Origin of the sequence: Serratia sp. Ser99, assembly GCF_024519545.1 — a bacterium.
Classification (GTDB): domain Bacteria; phylum Pseudomonadota; class Gammaproteobacteria; order Enterobacterales; family Enterobacteriaceae; genus Serratia; species Serratia liquefaciens.
Window position 1 is genome coordinate 485157 of record NZ_JALJRT010000002.1, and the last position, 18931, is coordinate 504087.

The 18931-nt window shown below is 56.6% G+C and carries 18 protein-coding genes; 9 read left to right on the forward strand and 9 right to left on the reverse strand.

The features are described from left to right. Positions 1-92 precede the first annotated feature (92 nt). The 4 genes from fecA (at position 93) to ydfG (ending at position 5581) form a co-directional block, all read left to right on the forward strand. Positions 93-2423 carry a TonB-dependent Fe(3+) dicitrate receptor FecA gene (fecA, locus tag NR114_RS06300; RefSeq protein ID WP_256813763.1) on the forward strand — a complete coding sequence of 777 codons (2331 nt, stop codon included), beginning with the start codon at positions 93-95 and terminating at the stop codon, positions 2421-2423. 169 nt (positions 2424-2592) lie between these two features. Then, positions 2593-4035, forward strand: a complete 1443-nt coding sequence (locus tag NR114_RS06305; RefSeq protein WP_020826766.1) for an MFS transporter — start codon at positions 2593-2595, stop codon at positions 4033-4035. Between the two features lie 97 nt (positions 4036-4132). Then, positions 4133-4654, forward strand: a complete 522-nt coding sequence (locus NR114_RS06310; RefSeq protein WP_041414537.1) for a GNAT family N-acetyltransferase — start codon at positions 4133-4135, stop codon at positions 4652-4654. Positions 4655-4831: 177 nt separating this feature from the next. Then, a complete protein-coding gene (gene ydfG / locus NR114_RS06315; protein WP_044550842.1) occupies positions 4832-5581 on the forward strand; it encodes a bifunctional NADP-dependent 3-hydroxy acid dehydrogenase/3-hydroxypropionate dehydrogenase YdfG in 750 nt (249 codons plus the stop codon). Positions 5582-5616: 35 nt separating this feature from the next. Here ydfG and NR114_RS06320 read toward each other — a convergent pair whose 3' ends face one another. Then, positions 5617-5943, reverse strand: a complete 327-nt coding sequence (locus tag NR114_RS06320) for a YnfA family protein (RefSeq protein WP_020826763.1) — start codon at positions 5941-5943, stop codon at positions 5617-5619. Positions 5944-6091: 148 nt separating this feature from the next. Between NR114_RS06320 and NR114_RS06325 the strand changes: the two genes are divergently transcribed. Beyond that, positions 6092-6460, forward strand: coding sequence for a DUF1283 family protein (locus NR114_RS06325; RefSeq protein ID WP_020826762.1), 369 nt, complete (start codon positions 6092-6094; stop codon positions 6458-6460). Between the two features lie 88 nt (positions 6461-6548). After that, positions 6549-6848 (forward strand): DUF1161 domain-containing protein, encoded by a 300-nt coding sequence (locus NR114_RS06330; RefSeq protein ID WP_020826761.1) that lies wholly within the window; start codon positions 6549-6551, stop codon positions 6846-6848. Positions 6849-6881: 33 nt separating this feature from the next. Here the strand turns inward: NR114_RS06330 and NR114_RS06335 are convergent, their stop codons facing one another. Continuing rightward, a complete protein-coding gene (locus NR114_RS06335; RefSeq protein WP_122079218.1) occupies positions 6882-8369 on the reverse strand; it encodes an MDR family MFS transporter in 1488 nt (495 codons plus the stop codon). 274 nt (positions 8370-8643) lie between these two features. Between NR114_RS06335 and clcB the strand changes: the two genes are divergently transcribed. Continuing rightward, positions 8644-9924: a voltage-gated ClC-type chloride channel ClcB gene (gene clcB / locus NR114_RS06340; protein ID WP_046373643.1), complete on the forward strand. Its 1281-nt coding sequence runs from the start codon at positions 8644-8646 to the stop codon at positions 9922-9924. Here clcB and bioD read toward each other — a convergent pair. From bioD to NR114_RS06355, 3 genes are all read right to left on the reverse strand, one after another. Next, positions 9921-10592, reverse strand: coding sequence for a dethiobiotin synthase (gene bioD, locus NR114_RS06345; RefSeq protein ID WP_020826758.1), 672 nt, complete (start codon positions 10590-10592; stop codon positions 9921-9923). The genes clcB and bioD overlap by 4 nt on opposite strands. A gap of 152 nt (positions 10593-10744) precedes the next feature. Next, positions 10745-11962, reverse strand: a complete 1218-nt coding sequence (locus tag NR114_RS06350; RefSeq protein ID WP_020826757.1) for an ROK family transcriptional regulator — start codon at positions 11960-11962, stop codon at positions 10745-10747. A 159-nt stretch (positions 11963-12121) separates the two neighbouring features. Continuing rightward, positions 12122-13012, reverse strand: a complete 891-nt coding sequence (locus NR114_RS06355; RefSeq protein ID WP_046373645.1) for a LysR family transcriptional regulator — start codon at positions 13010-13012, stop codon at positions 12122-12124. A gap of 129 nt (positions 13013-13141) precedes the next feature. Between NR114_RS06355 and NR114_RS06360 the strand changes: the two genes are divergently transcribed. Both NR114_RS06360 and tus read left to right on the forward strand, forming a co-directional pair. Then, positions 13142-14407 (forward strand): MFS transporter, encoded by a 1266-nt coding sequence (locus NR114_RS06360; RefSeq protein WP_170868547.1) that lies wholly within the window; start codon positions 13142-13144, stop codon positions 14405-14407. Positions 14408-14555: 148 nt separating this feature from the next. Then, positions 14556-15494, forward strand: a complete 939-nt coding sequence (gene tus, locus NR114_RS06365; protein WP_122079212.1) for a DNA replication terminus site-binding protein — start codon at positions 14556-14558, stop codon at positions 15492-15494. On the opposite strand, the gene NR114_RS06370 is transcribed toward tus, so the two are convergent. The 4 genes from NR114_RS06370 to NR114_RS06385 all read right to left on the reverse strand — a co-directional run bounded on the left by NR114_RS06370 (position 15484) and on the right by NR114_RS06385 (position 18681). Next, entirely contained in the window at positions 15484-15852 is a 369-nt protein-coding gene (locus tag NR114_RS06370; RefSeq protein ID WP_048759109.1) for a VOC family protein, read from the reverse strand. The two genes, tus and NR114_RS06370, sit on opposite strands and share 11 nt — an antisense overlap. Before the next feature lie 89 nt (positions 15853-15941). Continuing rightward, a complete protein-coding gene (locus NR114_RS06375) occupies positions 15942-16631 on the reverse strand; it encodes a YafY family protein (RefSeq protein WP_020826752.1) in 690 nt (229 codons plus the stop codon). Between the two features lie 58 nt (positions 16632-16689). After that, the gene (fumC, locus tag NR114_RS06380) at positions 16690-18087 is read right to left on the reverse strand and encodes a class II fumarate hydratase (protein ID WP_116690548.1); all 1398 of its coding nucleotides are present in this window, start codon (positions 18085-18087) and stop codon (positions 16690-16692) included. 261 nt (positions 18088-18348) lie between these two features. Then, positions 18349-18681 carry a hypothetical protein gene (locus NR114_RS06385; RefSeq protein WP_256813767.1) on the reverse strand — a complete coding sequence of 111 codons (333 nt, stop codon included), beginning with the start codon at positions 18679-18681 and terminating at the stop codon, positions 18349-18351. Positions 18682-18931: the final 250 nt, after the last annotated feature.

Genomic DNA, 18931 nt, shown 5'->3' on the forward strand with positions numbered 1-18931 from the left:
ATAAAAAATCGCATTCTTGATTGTCCCTTTTTCGTTTTCATCCGACTCCAGTTAAAACACTGCAGCAAAAAATAGAATAATCAGGAGAAGGTATGAACAATTTTTGGGGAAAACCGCTTCAACCACTGGCGGTCGCCGTGGGTCTGGCATTCGCTTCACCCTTGCTGGCAGCGCAGACAGCACCGGTTGCCGCTACCGCTTATCAGATCCCCGCAGGCGATCTGGATGGCGCGTTAAATGCCTTTGCCGCCCATGCCGGCATTGCGCTGTCCGTTGACGGAAGTTTGACCGCCGGCAAGCGTTCACCAGGGTTGAAAGGCAACTACGACGTTAATCAGGGGCTGAACGCACTGCTGGCAGGCAGCGGCTTGCAGGCCAAGGCGTTGGGGGCTAATAGCTTTACGCTGGTCAAACAGCTGACGGTGCAGCAAGAACAAGACATCACCGTGGTCGGTGACTGGCTGGCTGAAGGCCGTCAGATTGACGTATTTGAACACGCCGGCGCGCGTGACGTGGTGCGCCGAGAAGAGTTCGCCAAAACCGGCGCCACCACCTTGCGAGAAGCACTGAATCGCGTGCCGGGCGTGGTTGCTCCGGAAAATAACGGCACCGGCAGCCACGATATGGCACTCAATTTCGGCATTCGTGGTTTGAACCCGCGCCTGGCCAGCCGTTCGACGGTGCTGATGGACGGCATTCCGGTGCCCTTTGCCCCTTATGGTCAACCACAGCTGTCGCTAGCACCGGTATCCCTTGGCAATATGGATGCAGTAGACGTGGTCCGCGGCGGCGGTGCCGTACGTTACGGGCCGCAAAGCGTCGGTGGCGTAGTGAACTTTGTCACCAAGGCCATCCCGAAAACCTTCGGCATGGAAGCCGGCATGCAGGGCCAACTTAGCCCGACCTCCCGTCAGGATCACCCCAAAGGCACCGGCAACCTGATGATCGGTGGTACCGCCGACAACGGCTTTGGCAGCGCGTTGCTTTATTCCGGCACCCGCGGCAGCGACTGGCGCGAACACAGTTCGACCAAAATCGACGACGTGATGTTGAAAAGCCGCTATGCGCCAAACGAGGTGCACACCTTTAATAGCTTATTGCAATATTACGAAGGCCAGGCCGATATGCCGGGTGGATTAAGCCGGGCGGATTACAACGCCAATCCATTCCAGTCTACGCGTCCTTATGACAAATTCTGGGGCCGTCGCCAGTTGGCCAACTTCGGCTATCAATATCAGCCGGATCAGCAACACAAATTCGACGTGCAGAGTTTCTATACCTATACCCTGCGCAGCGGCTATCTCGATCAGGGCAAGAACCTGACGCTTTCGCCACGCGAATATTGGGTACGCGGCGTGGAGCCACGCTACAGCCAAAGCTTCCGCTGGGGCCAGTCGGCGCATGAAGTCGGCGTAGGTTATCGCTACGTCAGCGAATCGACCCATGAGCTACGCTACTACAGCAAGGCCAGCAGCGGCGTATTACCTTCAACCAGCAGTCCTTACGATCGCGATACGCAGTCCGGCACTGACGCCCACGCCTTTTACATTGATGACCGCATAGATATCGGCGATTGGACCATCACGCCGGGCATGCGCTATGAGCATATCTCTTCCTATCAGAATAATTACATCAAGAATAATCGCCTCGACGTCAGCTACAACGCCCCGCTGCCTGCGCTGAATGTCATGTATCATCTGAACGAATATTGGAACCTGTACGCCAATACCGAAGGCTCGTTCGGCACGGTGCAATACAGCCAGATGGGTAAAGCGGTCGACAGCGGCAATATCGAACCGGAAAAAGCGCGAACCTGGGAACTGGGCACCCGCTATGAAGGCGATGCGCTGCAAAGTGAGATTGGCCTGTTCCTGATCAACTTCAATAATCAGTATGATTCGAACCAGGTCACCGACAGCGTCACCGCACGTGGCAAAACTCGACACGCCGGGCTGGAGGGCAACCTGCGTTACGATCTGTCGCAGTTGACTCCCAAACTGGACGACGTGACGGTTTACGCCAGCTATGCCTATGTCAACGCCACCATCCGTGAGGAAGGCGCCTACAAAGGCAACCAGGTGCCGTTCTCACCGAAGCATAAAGGTACGCTGGGGCTGGATTACACGCCGGGCAGTTGGACGTTCAACCTCAACAGTGAATTCCAGTCCAGCCAGTTCGCCGACAATGCAAACACCGTGGCGGAAAGTGCCGATGGCAGTACCGGCCGCATTCCTGGCTATATGCTGTGGGGCCTGCGCGCCGCCTATGATTTTGGACCGGAAATGGCCGGACTGAATCTGGGCCTCGGGGTTAAAAACCTGTTTGACCATGAATATTTCACCCGCGCTTACGACGATAACAACAAGGGGCTATACATCGGTCAGCCACGAACTCTGTATTTGCAAGGTTCGGTGAAGTTCTGATTTCCCTGTGCGGGCGCAAGCGCTGCGCCCGCTAATTATCACCCGCTCAACCTCTTTTTAACCTCGGCGCAATGCGTTATCCTCAAAAACTCTTCCGGCGTTAACATTTTTGAAACGGGGTTTCTGTCATGTCCGCATCCTGTCCGCGCTTCGTCCGGCGTGCTTTGCCATGAGTTTCTTTTCACGCGCCACTGCGCTGCCACTGCTGGTGGCGGGTGCTTTTTTTATGGAAAACCTCGACGGGACAGTGATCGTCACCGCCATGCCGCAGATGGCGGCGGCTTTCGGCGTGCGACCGGTGGACATGAACATCGGTATTTCGGCCTATATTCTGACGCTGACGGTATTTATTCCTGCCAGCGGCTGGATTGCCAACCGCTTTGGCGCGCGCAATATCTTCGCGGCGGCAGTGCTGATTTTTACCCTGGCATCGGTGCTCTGTGCCGCCAGCGTTAACCTGCCGACGTTTACTGCTGCCCGAATTCTGCAGGGCTTCGGCGGAGCGTTGATGGTGCCGGTCGGGCGCCTGGTGGTGCTGCGCAATACCGCCAAACCCGATTTAATCAAAGCCATCGCCACCATTACCTGGCCGGGCCTGGTGGCCCCGATCCTCGGTCCGCCGGTCGGGGGATTTATTACCACTTACGCCTCGTGGCACTGGATTTTTATTCTGAACGTGCCGCTGGGCATCGCCGCACTGTGGCTGGCCTGGCGACTGATTCCTCAGGAAGCGCCGCAGAAAGGCGTTCCCTTTGACGCACTCGGCTTCGTGCTGACCGGCATTGCCTGCTTCGGCCTGATGTTCGGTTTGGATCTGATCAACCATCCGCAATTGTCCTGGCTGGTACCCGCGTTGTGCATTTTTGGCAGCCTGGCACTGGGTGCACTGGCGGTTCGCCATGCCAAGCGTACGGCACATCCTTTAATCAACCTGTGGGCGATGCGGATAAAAAGTTACGCCGTCACGATTTGGGGCGGTACGCTGTTCCGTATCGCCATCGGTGCCGTGCCCTTCTTGCTGCCGCTATTGTTCCAGATTGGGTTTGGCCTTAACGCCTTCGATGCCGGGCTGTTGGTGCTGGCGGTGTTCGCCGGCAACCTGGTGATGAAGCCCTTTACCTCGGCGGTGCTGTACCGTTTTCGTTTCCGTACTACGCTGGTGGTGAACGGTTTGCTCAATGCCGCTACCATTTTCGCCTGCGCGTTGTTGACGCCGCAGACGCCGACCTGGCTGATTTTGGGGCTGCTGTTCGTCAGTGGACTGACGCGCTCCATGCAGTTCACTGCGCTCAACACGTTAGCGTTTTCCGAAGTGCCGCAGCCGCAAATGAACGGCGCCAATACGTTGTTTAATGTCTCGCAGCAAATGGGCAGCGGGCTGGGTATCGCCATCGGCGCGTTGGCACTGCGCCTGGCGGAAATGCTGATGCCGCAGTCCACAGCGCGCATTCCATTGGTCGATTTCCAACTGGCGTTTGTGGTCATCGGCGTTATCGCGCTGCTGGCGGTGATTGACAGCTTTACCCTGGATCCGAACGCCGGCAGTGAGGTACGCCAGCGAAAACCGGCGGCCGAACCTTTGCCGCTCTCGCCTCAGCGATTGCAGAAATAAGTCGCATCTGTCGCCAATCAACGTAATATCGATGATCCGCCCCGTTTCACCGGTGCGGATTTTTTGCCGTTTTGGCCTGAAAAGCGAGGTAATAATAATGATCCACAGTGACCTTTCTCAGTGCCGCGTGAACACCGACCGGTTGTTGATTGCCCCTTTTACCGCAGCAGATGCCGACGATGTTTACCAGGCGATTACCCCTACACTGACGCGCTTTATGAATTTTGAGCCTGAAGAGTCGCCGGAGGCCTTCGCCAACGTTTGGCAAACCTGGCTGCCGCTGATCCGTGAAGGTGAGGAGCTGATTTTCGTCGCTCGCCTGCGCGACAGCAAAGAGTTTGTCGGCATGGGCGGCCTGCATGACTTGCACAACACCACCCCGGAGCTGGGTATCTGGGTAAAAGAGAGCCTGCACGGTAACGGCTACGGCCGCGAAATCGTTCATGCCATGGCGGTGTGGGCCAGCGAGCGCTACCGGCCGCGTCACTTTATCTATCCGGTGGCAGAACAAAACACCCCCAGCCGACGCATCGCCGAATCTCTGGGCGGCGTAGTGGCAGGCCGACGCGAAAATACCAAATATGACTGCGTGGTGTACCACGTACCGCCTCAGCTGTAGCTGCATTGCAGAACGGGCACTTTCTGCCCGGCTTGTATAACCCTCTGACCAAAAAACCGCCCGTCTGGCAGCAGCGATGGCGGTTTTTTTATGTCGACGCCGATAACCACTGCCACTTAAACCGGGATTATGCTAATGCTATTAGCATGTGGTTAAAAACAGTTGAGGAACAGTAGCATGATCATTTTTGTCACGGGCGCCACCTCAGGGTTTGGTGAGTCCATCACACGACGTTTTATCCGCGAAGGCCATCAGGTAATCGCCTCCGGCCGCCGTATTGAACGTCTGGAAGAGTTGAAAGACGAATTGGGCGAGGCGCTGCATATCGTCCGTCTGGACGTACGTAATCGCGCGGCAATTCAGCAGGTGATTGATGAGCTGCCTGCGGCACTGCGCCAGATTGACGTGCTGGTGAACAACGCCGGTCTGGCGTTAGGTTTGGAGCCTGCGCACAAGGCCAACGCCGATGATTGGGAAACCATGATCGACACCAATGCCAAAGGCCTGGTGAACATGACCCGCGCCCTGCTGCCGGCAATGGTTGAACGCAACGTCGGCCATGTGATCAATATCGGCTCCGTTGCTGCCAACTGGCCCTATGCCGGCGGTAACGTCTACGGCGCGACCAAGGCCTTCGTCAAGCAATTCAGCCTCGGCCTGCGCGCCGACCTGCACGGCACCCGCATCCGCGTAACCGACATTGAGCCAGGCCTGGTGGGCGGAACGGAATTCTCTAACGTGCGCTTCAAAGGCGATGACGGCAAGGTGGATAAGGTCTACGACGGCGCCAATGCGTTGACGCCGGAAGATATTGCCGAGTCGGTGTTCTGGGTGGCGACTCTGCCGGCCCACGTTAACATCAACTCGCTGGAGATCATGCCGGTCAGCCAATCCTTTGCCGGATTGAATATCCACCGCGAAGCGTGATTTTATGCGGCAGGGCCAGCCCCTGCCGCCGCTTGTCAGGCCGCTCGCCAGCCCGAAACAATAATCAGCATCCCCGCCAACGCCACCCCGGCGCCCAGCCAGTCCAACGCCGACAGTTTCACCCCATCAACCACCCGCAGCCACAACAGTGCCGTCGCAACGTAGACTCCGCCATACGCCGCATATACACGCCCGCTGGCTGCAGGATGCAGCGTCAATAACCAAACAAACAGCATCAGGCTGGCCGCCGCCGGCAGCAGCAGCCAGGCGCTGGCGCCCTTTTTCAACCACAGATAAGGTAAGAAACAGCCGACGATCTCTGCCAGCGCGGTGGCGAAAAATAACAGGGTGGTCTTTAACATGGGGAAAGCTTTCTCTCTGTAAAGTAAACGATGTGGCGCTTAATTGGTGCACTCCAAGAGCAGGATGGTATATTTATCAGCACGCCCGAGGGCGCGTTAAAGCCAGTGCTGCCGCTATAAGGCAACACTAACTCATAAGGATGAAACGATGAAAACACTTTCTACTCAACGACTGCTGCGCGGGATGCTGCCGGTCGCCATGCTGATGCTGATGGGCGCCTGGCAGGCACCGGCACTGGCCGCCAGTTGCACTCAGGGCAGCACCTGCGTGACCGTCGACGGCAGTAACAGCGGCGCCATGAGTACCGAAGCGGCTCGTCAGAGCAAAGAACAGTTCAACGACACCAAATCTCTGCGCCATAAGGTCAACACCCGCGTGGAGAAAGAGTTCGACAAGGTAGACAAGGCGATTGATAACGAAGACCGCTGCAACGACAGCCTGAACGTTAATGCATATTGGGAACCCAATACTCGCAAGTGTCTGGATCGTCAGACCGGTCGTCAGATTAATCCTTAATCTTGCGGCAGCACGCGGCGGCCGTTACTCTCCGCCGCCGTTGCTGCTATTCTGACTAAGGAAGCCCATTCTCAAAAAGGACGAATTGATGAAAAAAGCGCTTATCTTGGGTGCAGTGCTGATGGCCGCAGCCCCCCTGGCCGCCCTGGCCTCGTGCGAGAGCGTGAAGGCGGACATTTCGCAGAAAATTATCAACAACGGCGTGCCGGAATCCGGCTTCAAGCTGGATATCGTGCCTAACGATCAGGCCCAACAGGCCGGCGGGCTGGTGGTTGGCCACTGCGAGAACGACACCCAAAAGATTGTATATACTCGCCTGAGCAACGGCGACGACAGCGGTGATGCGGCCCAGACCGGCACCAGTCAAGATACCAAAACCGCACAGTAATTCTGATCCAGGGCGCTATCAGCGCCCTTTCCTTTAGGCTTGTTCCGCCTCTTCTCCCTCACCCTGCGGCCGATGCCGGGCGGGGATCAACATCGCAGCCGCCAATGCCAACAGTGAAATGATAGCGGAGACCAAAAATACCCAATGCAGTGAGGCGGCAACCTGCTGCGTCATCTCTGCCAGCATTTCCGACCCCATTGCGCCACGCGTAGCCGGCTCCATCAACTGTTGGACCGGATCGGTCGTTTGCGGCAGACGCACCTGAAGGTTAATGTTCAGTGTGGCCCCCAAAATCGCGGTACCGATCGCCGAGCCCATCATGCGGGTAAACACCGTGCAAGCAGTGGCGATGCCACGGATGCTGTGGTGCGCGGCGTTCTGCACCGAAACCAAAAACGTGGTGTTGCACAGCCCCATACCGGCACCGATCATAAAGGCGGCCACTCTGCCCCACAGCAAACCACCGCTCGGTTGCATCAGCAATAAGATCAGCCCACCGGCCACCAGCAACAGCGCGCCCAGCAGCGCCGTCGTACGGTAGGACGTCATCAGCATCAGCCGCCCGCTGAAGGTGCTGGCCAGCGGCCAACCAATCGACATCAGCGCCAGCGTGGTACCGGCTTCCAGCGGTGTCCCGCCCATCACGCCCTGAATAAAGGTCGGCAGGAAAGCGCTAATCCCCATCATCGCCGCACCAATCACCAGTCCGCCAATATTGCCGGCCACAATCACCCGGCTTTGCCACAGCGCCAGTGGGAACAATGGCTCCGGCGCACGGCGCTCCTGTCGAACCAACAACATCAGCGCAACGGCCGCTACCCCTAACAGCGGCAGCACCCACCACCCGAGGTTTTCGGCCTGCAGCAGCGATAACAACAGCGCCGAAACAAACAGCGTCAGCCAAGCCGTGCCTGCCAGATCCAACGCATGCTTACGTAGCTGTTGGTGAGAAGGCAAATAGCGGCCAAGGAAAAACATCGCCAACAGGCCAATGGGTAAATTAACCCAGAACACCAACGCCCAAGGCAGATGTTGGACGATAAATGCGCCCAGCAGCGGGCCAACGATCGCCGAAACACCCCAGACGCTGGACAGATAACCCATTACCTTCGGCCGTTCGGTGGCGCTGTAAACATCGCCGATGATGGTGGTGGCTATCGGCATAATCGCCCCGGCCCCCAGGCCCTGCAGCAGCCGAAAACCGATCAGCCAGTACATATTGGGTGAGAAACCGCAAAGTACCGAACCCAGCAAAAACAGCGTGGCCCCAAAGAAAAATACCCGTTTGCGCCCGAGGAAGTCCGCCAGCCGGCCATAAATCGGAATGGTAATGGCCTGCGCCAATAAATACACCGCAAACACCCAGCCCAGCAGAGAAAACCCGCCCAGATCGCCGATAATTGTGGGCATCGCCGTGGCGACAATCGTCGCCTCAATGGCTGACATAAACATCGCCAACATGCAGGCAATCAGGATCAACGGACGATGAGGGAGTGGCGCTGGGGCTTCGTTATTTGTCATAGCGTGATTACAAACCTTGGATTCTCATTTTCATCCCATTATATCAGCCCGACGAGTCGCTGCCGTTACCGCTGTCTAGTTAGCTGTTTTCGCTGGCGAAAAACGCACCATTTGAACTTCAAGTGACATCGTCACAAAAATCAGGGTAAATCCCTGCCATCCCGCTAAACCATGAACCCTCCGCCAATTCTGCAAAGATTCACTGGCCTTCGGCTGACACGGCAAGCACAATACTCCGCTGAACCTTTCATTTTTCTCCTGATTTTACTGACGCATGAAACGATGGGTCCACCTGCATCACTATCGCGCCCTGCTGCGCCGCCTGTTTATTGCCATCTTTCTTGGTATCGCCGCCGCGTTGGTGGTTTGGCTGTTTCACCGTGCGATGCTGGGCCTGGAATGGCTATTGCTCGACCATGAGAGCGGCAGTCTTGTCGCTGCCGCCTCCGCGTTACCGGCCTGGCGAAGGGCGCTGACCCCAGCGTTAGGCGGCCTGGCGGCGGGCACGCTGCTGTGGGTTTACCAGCGCTATCAACATCAACGACAGATAGCGCCAACCGATTATATGGAAGCGATCGAAACCGGCGACGGGCGGCTGGACGTCAGTGCCAGTCTGGTGAAATGCCTTGCTTCGCTGCTGGTGGTCTCCAGCGGCAGCGCCATCGGTCGCGAAGGTGCGATGATCCTGCTGGCCGCGCTGGTAGGTTCCGTGTTTGCTCAACGCTTCACCCACGAGAAAGAATGGAAACTGTGGGTCGCCTGCGCCGCGGCTGCCGGGATGGCCAGCGCTTACCACGCCCCGTTGGCAGGCAGCCTGTTTATTGCGGAAATCCTGTTTGGCACACTGATGCTGGCCTCGCTGGGCCCGGTGGTGATTGCCGCCGTTTGCGCACTGCTGATGACCAACTTGCTTAACGGTGGCCAGGCGCCGCTGTATCTGGTTGAGCCTCTGCCCGCCCCCTGGCCGGTGCAATATCTGCTGATGGCGCTACTGGGCGTATTGGCCGGCATTTGCGGCCCGCTATTTTTATGGGCGATGCAGGCCACCGGCCATGCTTTCCGTTCGCTGCGCCTGAAGCCCCCTTTGCAATTGGCGCTCGGCGGGTTGATCGTGGGGTTGCTTTCGCTGCTGTTTCCTGAGGTGTGGGGCAATGGCTACAGCGTGGTGCAGTCACTGCTCAGTGCGCCGCCCGGCGTATTGCTGGTTGGCGCCATTCTGATTTGTAAACTGTTGGCGGTGCTCGCCAGCAGCGGTTCCGGAGCGCCCGGCGGCGTATTCACGCCAACGCTGTTTGTCGGGGCCGCCCTGGGTTCGGTGGTTGGGCAACTGTGCGCCACCTGGCCGGAACTGGGCAGCGCGGTGCCGCTGCTGATGGCGCTGACCGGTATGGCCACGCTGCTGGCCGCAACCACCCACGCGCCGATCATGGCTGCGTTGATGGTGTTCGAAATGACCGGTGAATACACCCTGCTGCCGGGCATTTTGCTGGCCTGCGTGATCGCCACTACCGTTTCACGCGGTTTGCGCTCGGTGTCGGTCTATCACAACGCCTAGCGGTTCAGCAGCGGTGAGATATCCAGGTAATGTGCCAATTCACGCTGCTCAGCCCGCGGCAGATAAGGAATTTCACCCAGCAACGGCGCAGGAATGCGCTGCTGCAACGCGTCGATGGTTTCGGCATAGTGCGCCAGCCCCGGGTTAATGCGGTTAGCCACCCAGCCCAGCAAAGGTAAGCCGTCATTAATGATCGACTGAGCCGTTAACAACGCATGGCTGACACAGCCCAATTTAATCCCCACCACTAAAACTACCGGCAGCTGCTCCTGCACCACCCATTCGGCATAAGGCCGCATGTCGTTCATCAGCACGCGCCAGCCGCCACTGCCCTCGACCACCACGGTATCGGCCTTGGCGGATAGATGCTGCAGTCCGCTGCTCATCACACCATAGTTGATATCGTCGGTAGGTTGCGCGTGAAACACTTCTTCCAGACAGGTGATGGGATTAATTTCCTGATATGACAGCGGCAGAGTTGAAGAGGCCTGCAGAACCAAAGCGTCTTTATTGCGAAGGCCTTCACTGGTTTCCTGACAGCGTGCAGCAACCGGCTTGTAGCCGGCCACTGAGCGGCCCTGTGCGGCAAAGGCCTGCAACAAAGCGCGAGAAACCACGGTTTTACCGACATCGGTATCCGTTCCTGTTACAAATAAACGCGTTAACATGACTTAATTGCCCCGAGATACACCGTTAACCAAAATATCGCCGGGTTTACGGCGAAAGAGTAGAACGGGGAAAAGTCTAGAGGATGCCGACAGGCACGGGCTTGAGGTAGCGCAACATTTTGGCGTTAAACGATAAGTATTCCTGATTGGTGTTAGCCTTGCAGCAACTGAACCAATAGCGAACCGTTGTACAACGCTTCTTTCACCAAAGCCGCACCGGGCATGGTGCCTTTGTTGAAGAACTGGGTGGACTCCACCTTAATATGCTCGCTGTAAGCCGGCAGAGATTGCTGACGAATGCAGGAGGCAATGGCCGGGTGCAGAATTTCCGCCGCGCGGTTTAGCGGGGAGCCGACCAGGATTTTTTCCGGATTGAACAGGTTGACCATGATAGCCAGGATACGGCCTACGCTGTGGCCCACGCCAAGAATGATATCTTTGGCCAGTTGGTCGCCTGCCAGCGCCGCATCACACAGTGATTCGACCGTCAGCGGCATGCCGTGCAGGCTGGAGCTCATCGAGGTCCCGAGCCGCGTGCGGGCGATTTCCAACATATTCTCGATACTGGCTACGGTTTCCAGGCAGCCGTGGTTACCGCAGTAACAGCGTTTGCCGTAAGGGTCGACCTGGGTATGGCCAATCTCTACCACGCTGCGGCTACCGGCATGCAGCACCCGACCACCGGTGATGACGCCGGCGCCGACGTTATGATCGATCACTACCTGAATGACGTTTTGACTGCCGCGTGAAGCGCCGTATAAGGCTTCGGCCATGGTCCAGGCGCTGATGTCGTGCTGCAGATACACCGGCAGACCGGTGCGCGTTTCCAACGCCGGCCCCAAGGGCATATCTTCCACGTCGTAAAACGGCATGCGATGCACCACGCCGGAAATCGCATCCACCATCCCCGGTAAGGTAATGGCAATGGCCGTCAACCGCTCCAGTTTGCTTTGATGGCGGATAAAGAACTGATCGACTTCGGTCAGAATGCGTTTCAGCAGCGGATCGGGGTGTTCGGCGGCCAGGGGGAGGATTTCCTCAACTACCAGCTTGCTGCTGATATCACGCAGCGCCAGCGTGATGGTGCCACGGCTGATGCGGGCAGAAAGGTAATGCCAAGCTTCGGTGTCCAGCACCAGACCCACCGCCGGGCGGCCGCGGCTGCCTACTTCCTGATATTCGGTTTCTTTAACCAGATGGGCTTCCAACAGCTCCCGCACGATTTTGGTGATGCTGGCGGGCGCCAGCTGTGCTCGCTTTGACAGTTCGATGCGCGAAATTGGGCCCAGTTGATCGATTAACCGATAAACTGCCCCTGCATTTGTTTGCTTGATTTGATCAATATGCCCAGGCTGCCCAACAGCAATCACAAACCTGCTCCTACTATTTTTCGCGCTTCTAAATAAAGACTATCGGCTATGGTGGGGCTTTTGGAATACAGCGTCAACTATTTGATTCGTTATGTGATTTGCTGCACAAATTCACCCTGCTTTCGCTACGGATTGTGTTTTATTTACCCAGTTGCTCCGTCAGGGCAACAGTAACGCCATCAAGGATTTTGCTGCCGCCGTCAACGGCCGTTGACGATGGTGCACCAGCCACACTTCAGTCATCGCCTCCGGCTCCGCCAGCGGCAAATATTGTACTCCGTCGATTTTGACCCGGGCGAAAGACGCCGGAAGTATAGAGATACCCAGGCCAGAAGACACCAGGCCAATGATGGTCATCGCCTCGCCAACTTCCTGAGTGATATAGGGCGTGATCCCCGCCTTGGCCAGCAGCGACAAAATTTCGTCATGCAACGCGGTTCCCACCTCACGCGAGAAAAACACAAAGGGTTCTTCCGCCAGATGCTGGAAACGCAAGGTACCGGAAGCCACCTGGGTTAACGGATGCCCTTCAGGCACCACTGCCACCAGGGGCTCGCACAGTAAAAGTTGATGTTTCAACACGTCCGGCAAGCGGGTGTTACGCATCACGCCCAGATCGAGCTCGCCATTGAGCAAGGGTTCGATCTGCTGCTTGGTGTTCACTTCTCGCATCTTGATGTGCACCTGCGGGTGTTGCTGACGGAAAGCCCGCAGGCTGCGCGACACTACGCTGATAAAAGGTGCCGAAGAGGTGAAACCAATGGTCAGTTCGCCAAGTTCGCCGCGTTCCAATCGCGCTGCCTTTTCCGCCGCACGACTGACCTGATCGAGCACCTGATAGGCTTCTTTCAGGAACATCTCCCCCGCCTGAGTCAGGCTGACATTGCGGTTATTCCGCGCCAAAAGGCGAGCGCCAACCATTTCCTCCAGCGCCTGGATTTGTTGGCTGAGCGGCGGTTGTGAAATACGCAGCCGCTCCGCTGCACGGCCAAAATGCAACTCTTCCGCCACGGCGATAAAATAACGCAGATGCCTCAACTCAATATTCATACTTTAAACATCTTAATTTTAATTATTAATATATTAGACAAAAAACTGCCCTCTCCCTATCATTTTGTTAACTCATCAAGTGCTGTGTAAGGAAAGACTGTGACAACCCCTGTGCGTTCTGCGGCCGGTATGCCGTCGACGCTGGCCGCTAACGACGACGCGGCTGCTGCGCCAAAAACCCAACGTTCCACTCTTAACAAACTTCCCTACATCGAGCGCGGTACGCCGCAGTTTATGCGCGTGACCCTGGCGCTGTTTTCCGCCGGGCTGGCTACCTTCGCCTTGCTGTATTGCGTGCAACCGATTCTGCCGGTTTTGTCGCAAGACTTTGGCATATCCCCGGCGGAAAGCAGCCTGTCGCTGTCGGTGTCTACCGGATTGCTGGCCCTGGGCCTGATGTTTACCGGCCCGCTGTCTGACGCCATCGGCCGTAAACCGGTGATGGTTGTGGCGCTGCTGCTGGCGGCAATTTGTACCCTGATTTGCGCCTTTATGACCAGTTGGCAAGGCATTCTGCTAATGCGTGCGCTGATCGGGCTTTCCCTGAGCGGAGTCGCCGCCGTTGGCATGACCTATTTGAGCGAAGAGATCCACCCCAGTTTTGTCGCTTTTTCCATGGGGCTGTATATCAGCGGGAATTCCATCGGCGGCATGAGCGGCCGATTGGTCACCGGGGTGCTGACCGACTTCTTCTCCTGGCGTGTGTCACTGGCGGTGATCGGGCTATTCGCTCTGGCCGCCGCCTGCATGTTCTGGCGTATTTTGCCCGCTTCAAAACATTTTCGCGCCAGTTCGTTGCGCCCACGTACCCTGCTGATCAACTTCCGTCTGCACTGGCACGATAAAGGCCTGCCGCTGCTGTTTGCCGAAGGCTTTCTGCTGATGGGCAGCTTTGTCACCATGTTCAACTATATTGGTTACCGCCTGCTGGCTGATCCTTACCACCTGAGCCAGGCGATTGTCGGCCTGTTGTCGGTGGTCTATCTGACCGGTTCATACAGTTCGCCGAAGGCCGGTGCCATGACGTCTCGCTTCGGACGCGGGCCAGTGTTATTGGCTTCGACCCTGATTATGCTGATCGGGATACTGATTACTGCCCTGGCCCCGGTCGCGGTGATTTTTATCGGCATGATGCTGTTCACCGCCGGTTTCTTTGCCGCCCATTCGGTTGCCAGCAGTTGGATCGGACGTCGCGCCCGCCGTGCCAAAGGACAAGCATCCTCGCTGTATTTATTCTGCTATTACGTTGGCTCCAGCGTCGCCGGGACCCTCGGCGGTGTTTTCTGGCACAGCTTCGGTTGGAATGGCGTCGTGGCATTTATCAGCGTCATGTTGCTACTCGCCCTGCTGGTCGTGCATTACCTGAAAAAACTGCCGGAAGCGGCACGCGTTTAACCCTCCCCCCTGTACCCACGGGTGCGGGGGGCCTTAACCCCTCTGGTTAGCCTGGACCACTCGGTGTCTCATTCTTCACCTTAGCCGATGCTGCCCTTCCGTTTGTTGTTACCTTAATGTATGTTGTAACTAAAATGAGAGGTGCCAGATGGATAAATACGATTTAATTGGCAGGATGAATGGTTGTTTTAACCAACTGGAACAGGCGCTGACAGCCCTCCACCAGCAGGTCTTACCGTTACGTTTGTTAGCCGGCAGGGTGTTCAGCCTGCCGGAAATCGAGAAAGGCAAAGAGCATGCGACGGTAGAACAGATTGCCGTCGAGCAGCATGTCGGCCAGGCCGCACGCGACCTGGCGCTGGAGCATTATCAGCGGTTATTTATCCATCACAATAAACACAACGTCAGCAGCAAGGCTGCGGTACGCCTGCCCGGCGTTATTTGCCTGGCGGTAGAGCAGCCGGAATACCTGCAGATCCAGACGCAAATTGGCCTGATAAACCGGCTGAAAGCCGAGCTAGAACAGATTATTACCGTCGATTCCGGCCTGGCGCCGGAGCAACGCTTTGACTTCGTTCATACTCATCTGCACGGCCTGATTACTCTTAGCGCCTACCGTAGTTTGACCGTTGTGACGGATCCGGACTCGGTGCGTTTCGGTTGGGCCAACAAGCATATTATCAAGAACGTAAAGCGCGACGATATTCTGGCGCAACTGGAAAAAAGCCTGAAAGCCGGCCGAGCGGTACCGCCACATAACCGTGAACAGTGGGCAGAACTGGTCAGCCGTGAAATCGATGATGTCAGTCGCCTGCCCCAGCAGGCGGCCCTAAAAATCAAGCGGCCAGTGAAAGTACAACCCATTGCCCGGGTATGGTATCAGCCGCAGCAAAAGCAGGTACAGCACCCCTGCCCGCTGCCGCTGATTGCGCTATGCCAGGTGGAACATGGCGCCCAGGTGCCGAAGATTGGCGAGTTGCTCAATTACGACGCGGCGACGGTCAAACATAAATATAAGCCGGACGCCAAGCCGTTGAGGTTGCTGATAAAACGGCTCCACCTGTATACCGACGCCCCTACTCGCTGAGGCTGTAAACCCGCAGACGGTGGCCGTCAGGATCGGTGGCGACGAAGCTATGACCGAAGTCCAGCGTCACCGGCGGCTGAATGATATTCAGCCCCCGATCGCGCCACTGCTGATAAAGCGCATCCACCTGCTGCGGCAATTCGCACAGAAAACCGAGTTCCCCACCGCCACCGGTCACCGTCGCGCCAGGTTGCACAGTATGCTTCGACCACATCGCCAATTTGAGGCCGTTACTCAACACAAACAGCGCAAAAGTGGGCGAAAGCTCCACCGGCTCCTGCCCCAGTAAATGACGGTAGAAGATGGCGCTTTTTTCTGGGTTATCGACATAGAGAAGGGTCATATTTGGGGTTGTCATCGCATTAACCTTTGGGTGAGGGAACCGGCTGGCTCCCGAGACCTTAAGACTAAGCGCCCCTACTGACAGTTTTTGGCAGCAGTGTGGGATTACTGCGTAGGGATGCCCTGCGATTGATGCCACTCTTTCATCAGCAGGCGGCGTCCTCGTGGATAGCGTTGCGCCAGCGGCGTAGCCAACCGGATACGATCGAGACGAAAATGGCGGAATGACTGACGCAGTTCGCACCAGGCCACCAGCATCCTCGCCTGCTCAAAATAACCGAGGGCAAAAGGCCAGAGGATACGCTCGCTTTCATTGCCGTCGTTATCGCAGTAATGCACCTCGAGCTTGCGTTCCTGGCGAATGACTTCGCGGATCAACACCAGGGTTTCGTCCGCCACCTTGATCAAATCCAAGGGGCCAATCAACAACGTGCTGGCCTCTAGCTCGTCGCGTAATGCTGCAGGCAGCACGTCGGCAATTTTTACCAGGGCATTCTTGGCCGCTTCGGCTAACTGACTGTCGCCCCGGCGGCCTACCCAGCGCATGCCCAACACCAGTGCTTCAATTTCCTGCTGTGAGAACATCATCGGCGGCAGCATAAACCCCGGCCGCAGTACATATCCCACGCCCGCCTCCCCAACAATCTCGGCTCCCTGCTGCTGCAAGGTGGCAATATCGCGATACAGCGTGCGCATGCTGATATTCATTTCCTGCGCCAATGCGTGGCCGGCAACCGGGTAGCGATGCCGTCGCAAGATTTGCATCAGCTCGAGTAGACGCTCGGTGCGTGACATGCATTTTCTCCATAAAAAAGGCTTACCTCAGTAAGCCTTTTACAAGCCGAGCAATCAATTACTTCTTCATACTGCCAACCATGTCTTCCGGACGTACCCACAGGTCGAACTGCTCTTCGGTCAGGTAGCCCAGCTTCAGCGCGGAGGCTTTCAGCGTCAGGCCTTCCTTATGCGCTTTCTTGGCAATTTCGGCCGCCTTGTCATAGCCGATATGCGTGTTCAGCGCGGTAACCAGCATCAGCGACTCATTCAGCAACTGGCTGATGCGATCGCGATTAGGTTCAATGCCCACAGCACAATGCTCATTAAAGCCCTGCATGCCGTCAGCCAGCAGGCGGATCGACTGCAGATAGTTGTGGATCACCATAGGCCGGAACACGTTTAGCTCAAAGTTACCGGAGGCGCCGCCAATATTGACCGCCACATCATTACCCAGCACCTGAGCACACAGCATGGTCATCGCTTCACACTGGGTCGGGTTGACCTTGCCCGGCATAATGGAGCTGCCCGGCTCGTTTTCGGGGATCGCGATCTCGCCAATGCCGCAACGTGGGCCGGAAGATAGCCAGCGCACGTCATTGGCAATTTTCATCAGCGAAGCCGCCAGCCCTTTCAACGCGCCGTGGCCGTGCACCAGTGCATCGCAGGTAGCCAGCGCTTCAAATTTGTTAGGGGCGGTGACAAACGGCTGCCGGGTCAGATCAGCCAGGGCCTTGGCTACGCGAACCGCGTATTCCGGATGAGTATTCAAGCCGGTGCCAACAGCGGTGCCTCCCAGCGCCAGTTCGCAAATATGTGGAATGCTGGCTTCAATATGCTGCAGGTTGTGCGCCAACATCGCCGCCCAGCCGGAAATCTCCTGCCCCAAGGTCAGCGGCGTGGCATCCTGTAAATGGGTGCGGCCAATTTTGACGATATCGCGATAGGCTTCCGCTTTGTCGCTCAGCGTTTTATGCAGCACTTTCAGCTCGGGGATCAGGTGTTCGCGCACGGCGATCACCGCCGCCACGTGCATCGCCGTCGGAAACACATCGTTGGAGCTTTGGCTCTTGTTAACGTCGTCGTTCGGATGGACTCGGCGCTCTTCCCCACGCACGCCACCCAACAGTTCACTGGCGCGGTTGGCCAGCACTTCATTCATATTCATGTTGGTCTGGGTGCCGGAGCCGGTTTGCCAGATAGACAGCGGGAACTCGTTCGTATGCTGGTCCGCCAGCACTTCATCGGCGGCGCTGATAATGGCGTTGGCCCGCTCCGCAGGCAGCAGCCCCAGGTCCATGTTCACGCTGGCAGCGGCGCGTTTGGTCAATGCCAGCGCATGAATCAACGCGGTCGGCATCTTTTCGGAAGAAATGCGGAAGTGCTCCAGGGAACGCTGCGTTTGTGCGCCCCATAGCCGGTCGGCCGGCACTTCGATGGGTCCCATAGAGTCTTTTTCAATACGAACGGCTGCCATCACTATCTCCTTAGTACAATTCCTAAAAATGTACGATTACGCCAGCGCTCGAAAGGCCGCGGGCACACCCATCCAGTATAGTGACATAATAACTATTCGCATTAAGAGAGTTGCCTCACAGCATTTTTCCTCCATTGTCATGGTTATTGTGCGGGTTTTATTTTCTGGCAACACGTCCTTGCCGTTTTCATCGGCCAATTGAATATCGACAATAGAAAAAGCGCCGTCTGGCGCTCTCTTTATTAATTTCTGACGAAGGAATTAATGGTGATGTTGATTATAAGCATTAATTCTTTGGTCCTGCAGATGGTTGATTTCATCGTAGGCATCCTGGCGTTCATTATGGCGGTAAACGCCCACTCCCACCGCACCGGCCGCGGCGGCAACCGGGTGGGCGACCGGTGCTGTAGTTACTACGGGCGCCGTTGTCACCACCACCGGAGCCGGCGCAACAACCACCGGGCGCGGTACGACTACCACCGGGCGAGGTGCGACGACAACCGGGCGGACACCGTAGCCGTAAGCATGGGTCACCACCACGGTCGCATTGGCACCGGAAGTACACATCAGCAGAACCAGCAAAATTTTTTTCATTAGCGCCTCGGCGTTAGGAATAATCGGAGAATCATTTTATTGGCCTGCACTGTATAGCGGTGCTACAGGTTAATTTAAGCCATTTGTGTGGTTGGCAATTTAAACGGAGTCATTATGGTGATAGAGATATTCAGCAGGTAATAATTTGCGTCAAAAAACACAGCTTGAAATATAACGAACAAATAAAGCCAAAAATAACATTTATTTTTGCGCTCACGCCGTCTGAAATTTTGTTATTGCCACCGTCAAC

Coding starts and splice junctions, on each gene's coding strand:
- fecA (WP_256813763.1), top strand. CDS start 93: ATGAACAATTTTTGGGGAAAACCGCTTCAACCACTGGCGGTCGCCGTG.
- NR114_RS06305 (WP_020826766.1), top strand. CDS start 2,593: ATGAGTTTCTTTTCACGCGCCACTGCGCTGCCACTGCTGGTGGCGGGT.
- NR114_RS06310 (WP_041414537.1), top strand. CDS start 4,133: ATGATCCACAGTGACCTTTCTCAGTGCCGCGTGAACACCGACCGGTTG.
- ydfG (WP_044550842.1), top strand. CDS start 4,832: ATGATCATTTTTGTCACGGGCGCCACCTCAGGGTTTGGTGAGTCCATC.
- NR114_RS06320 (WP_020826763.1), bottom strand. CDS start 5,943: ATGTTAAAGACCACCCTGTTATTTTTCGCCACCGCGCTGGCAGAGATC.
- NR114_RS06325 (WP_020826762.1), top strand. CDS start 6,092: ATGAAAACACTTTCTACTCAACGACTGCTGCGCGGGATGCTGCCGGTC.
- NR114_RS06330 (WP_020826761.1), top strand. CDS start 6,549: ATGAAAAAAGCGCTTATCTTGGGTGCAGTGCTGATGGCCGCAGCCCCC.
- NR114_RS06335 (WP_122079218.1), bottom strand. CDS start 8,369: ATGACAAATAACGAAGCCCCAGCGCCACTCCCTCATCGTCCGTTGATC.
- clcB (WP_046373643.1), top strand. CDS start 8,644: ATGAAACGATGGGTCCACCTGCATCACTATCGCGCCCTGCTGCGCCGC.
- bioD (WP_020826758.1), bottom strand. CDS start 10,592: ATGTTAACGCGTTTATTTGTAACAGGAACGGATACCGATGTCGGTAAA.
- NR114_RS06355 (WP_046373645.1), bottom strand. CDS start 13,012: ATGAATATTGAGTTGAGGCATCTGCGTTATTTTATCGCCGTGGCGGAA.
- NR114_RS06360 (WP_170868547.1), top strand. CDS start 13,142: ATGCCGTCGACGCTGGCCGCTAACGACGACGCGGCTGCTGCGCCAAAA.
- tus (WP_122079212.1), top strand. CDS start 14,556: ATGGATAAATACGATTTAATTGGCAGGATGAATGGTTGTTTTAACCAA.
- NR114_RS06370 (WP_048759109.1), bottom strand. CDS start 15,852: ATGACAACCCCAAATATGACCCTTCTCTATGTCGATAACCCAGAAAAA.
- NR114_RS06375 (WP_020826752.1), bottom strand. CDS start 16,631: ATGTCACGCACCGAGCGTCTACTCGAGCTGATGCAAATCTTGCGACGG.
- fumC (WP_116690548.1), bottom strand. CDS start 18,087: ATGGCAGCCGTTCGTATTGAAAAAGACTCTATGGGACCCATCGAAGTG.
- NR114_RS06385 (WP_256813767.1), bottom strand. CDS start 18,681: ATGAAAAAAATTTTGCTGGTTCTGCTGATGTGTACTTCCGGTGCCAAT.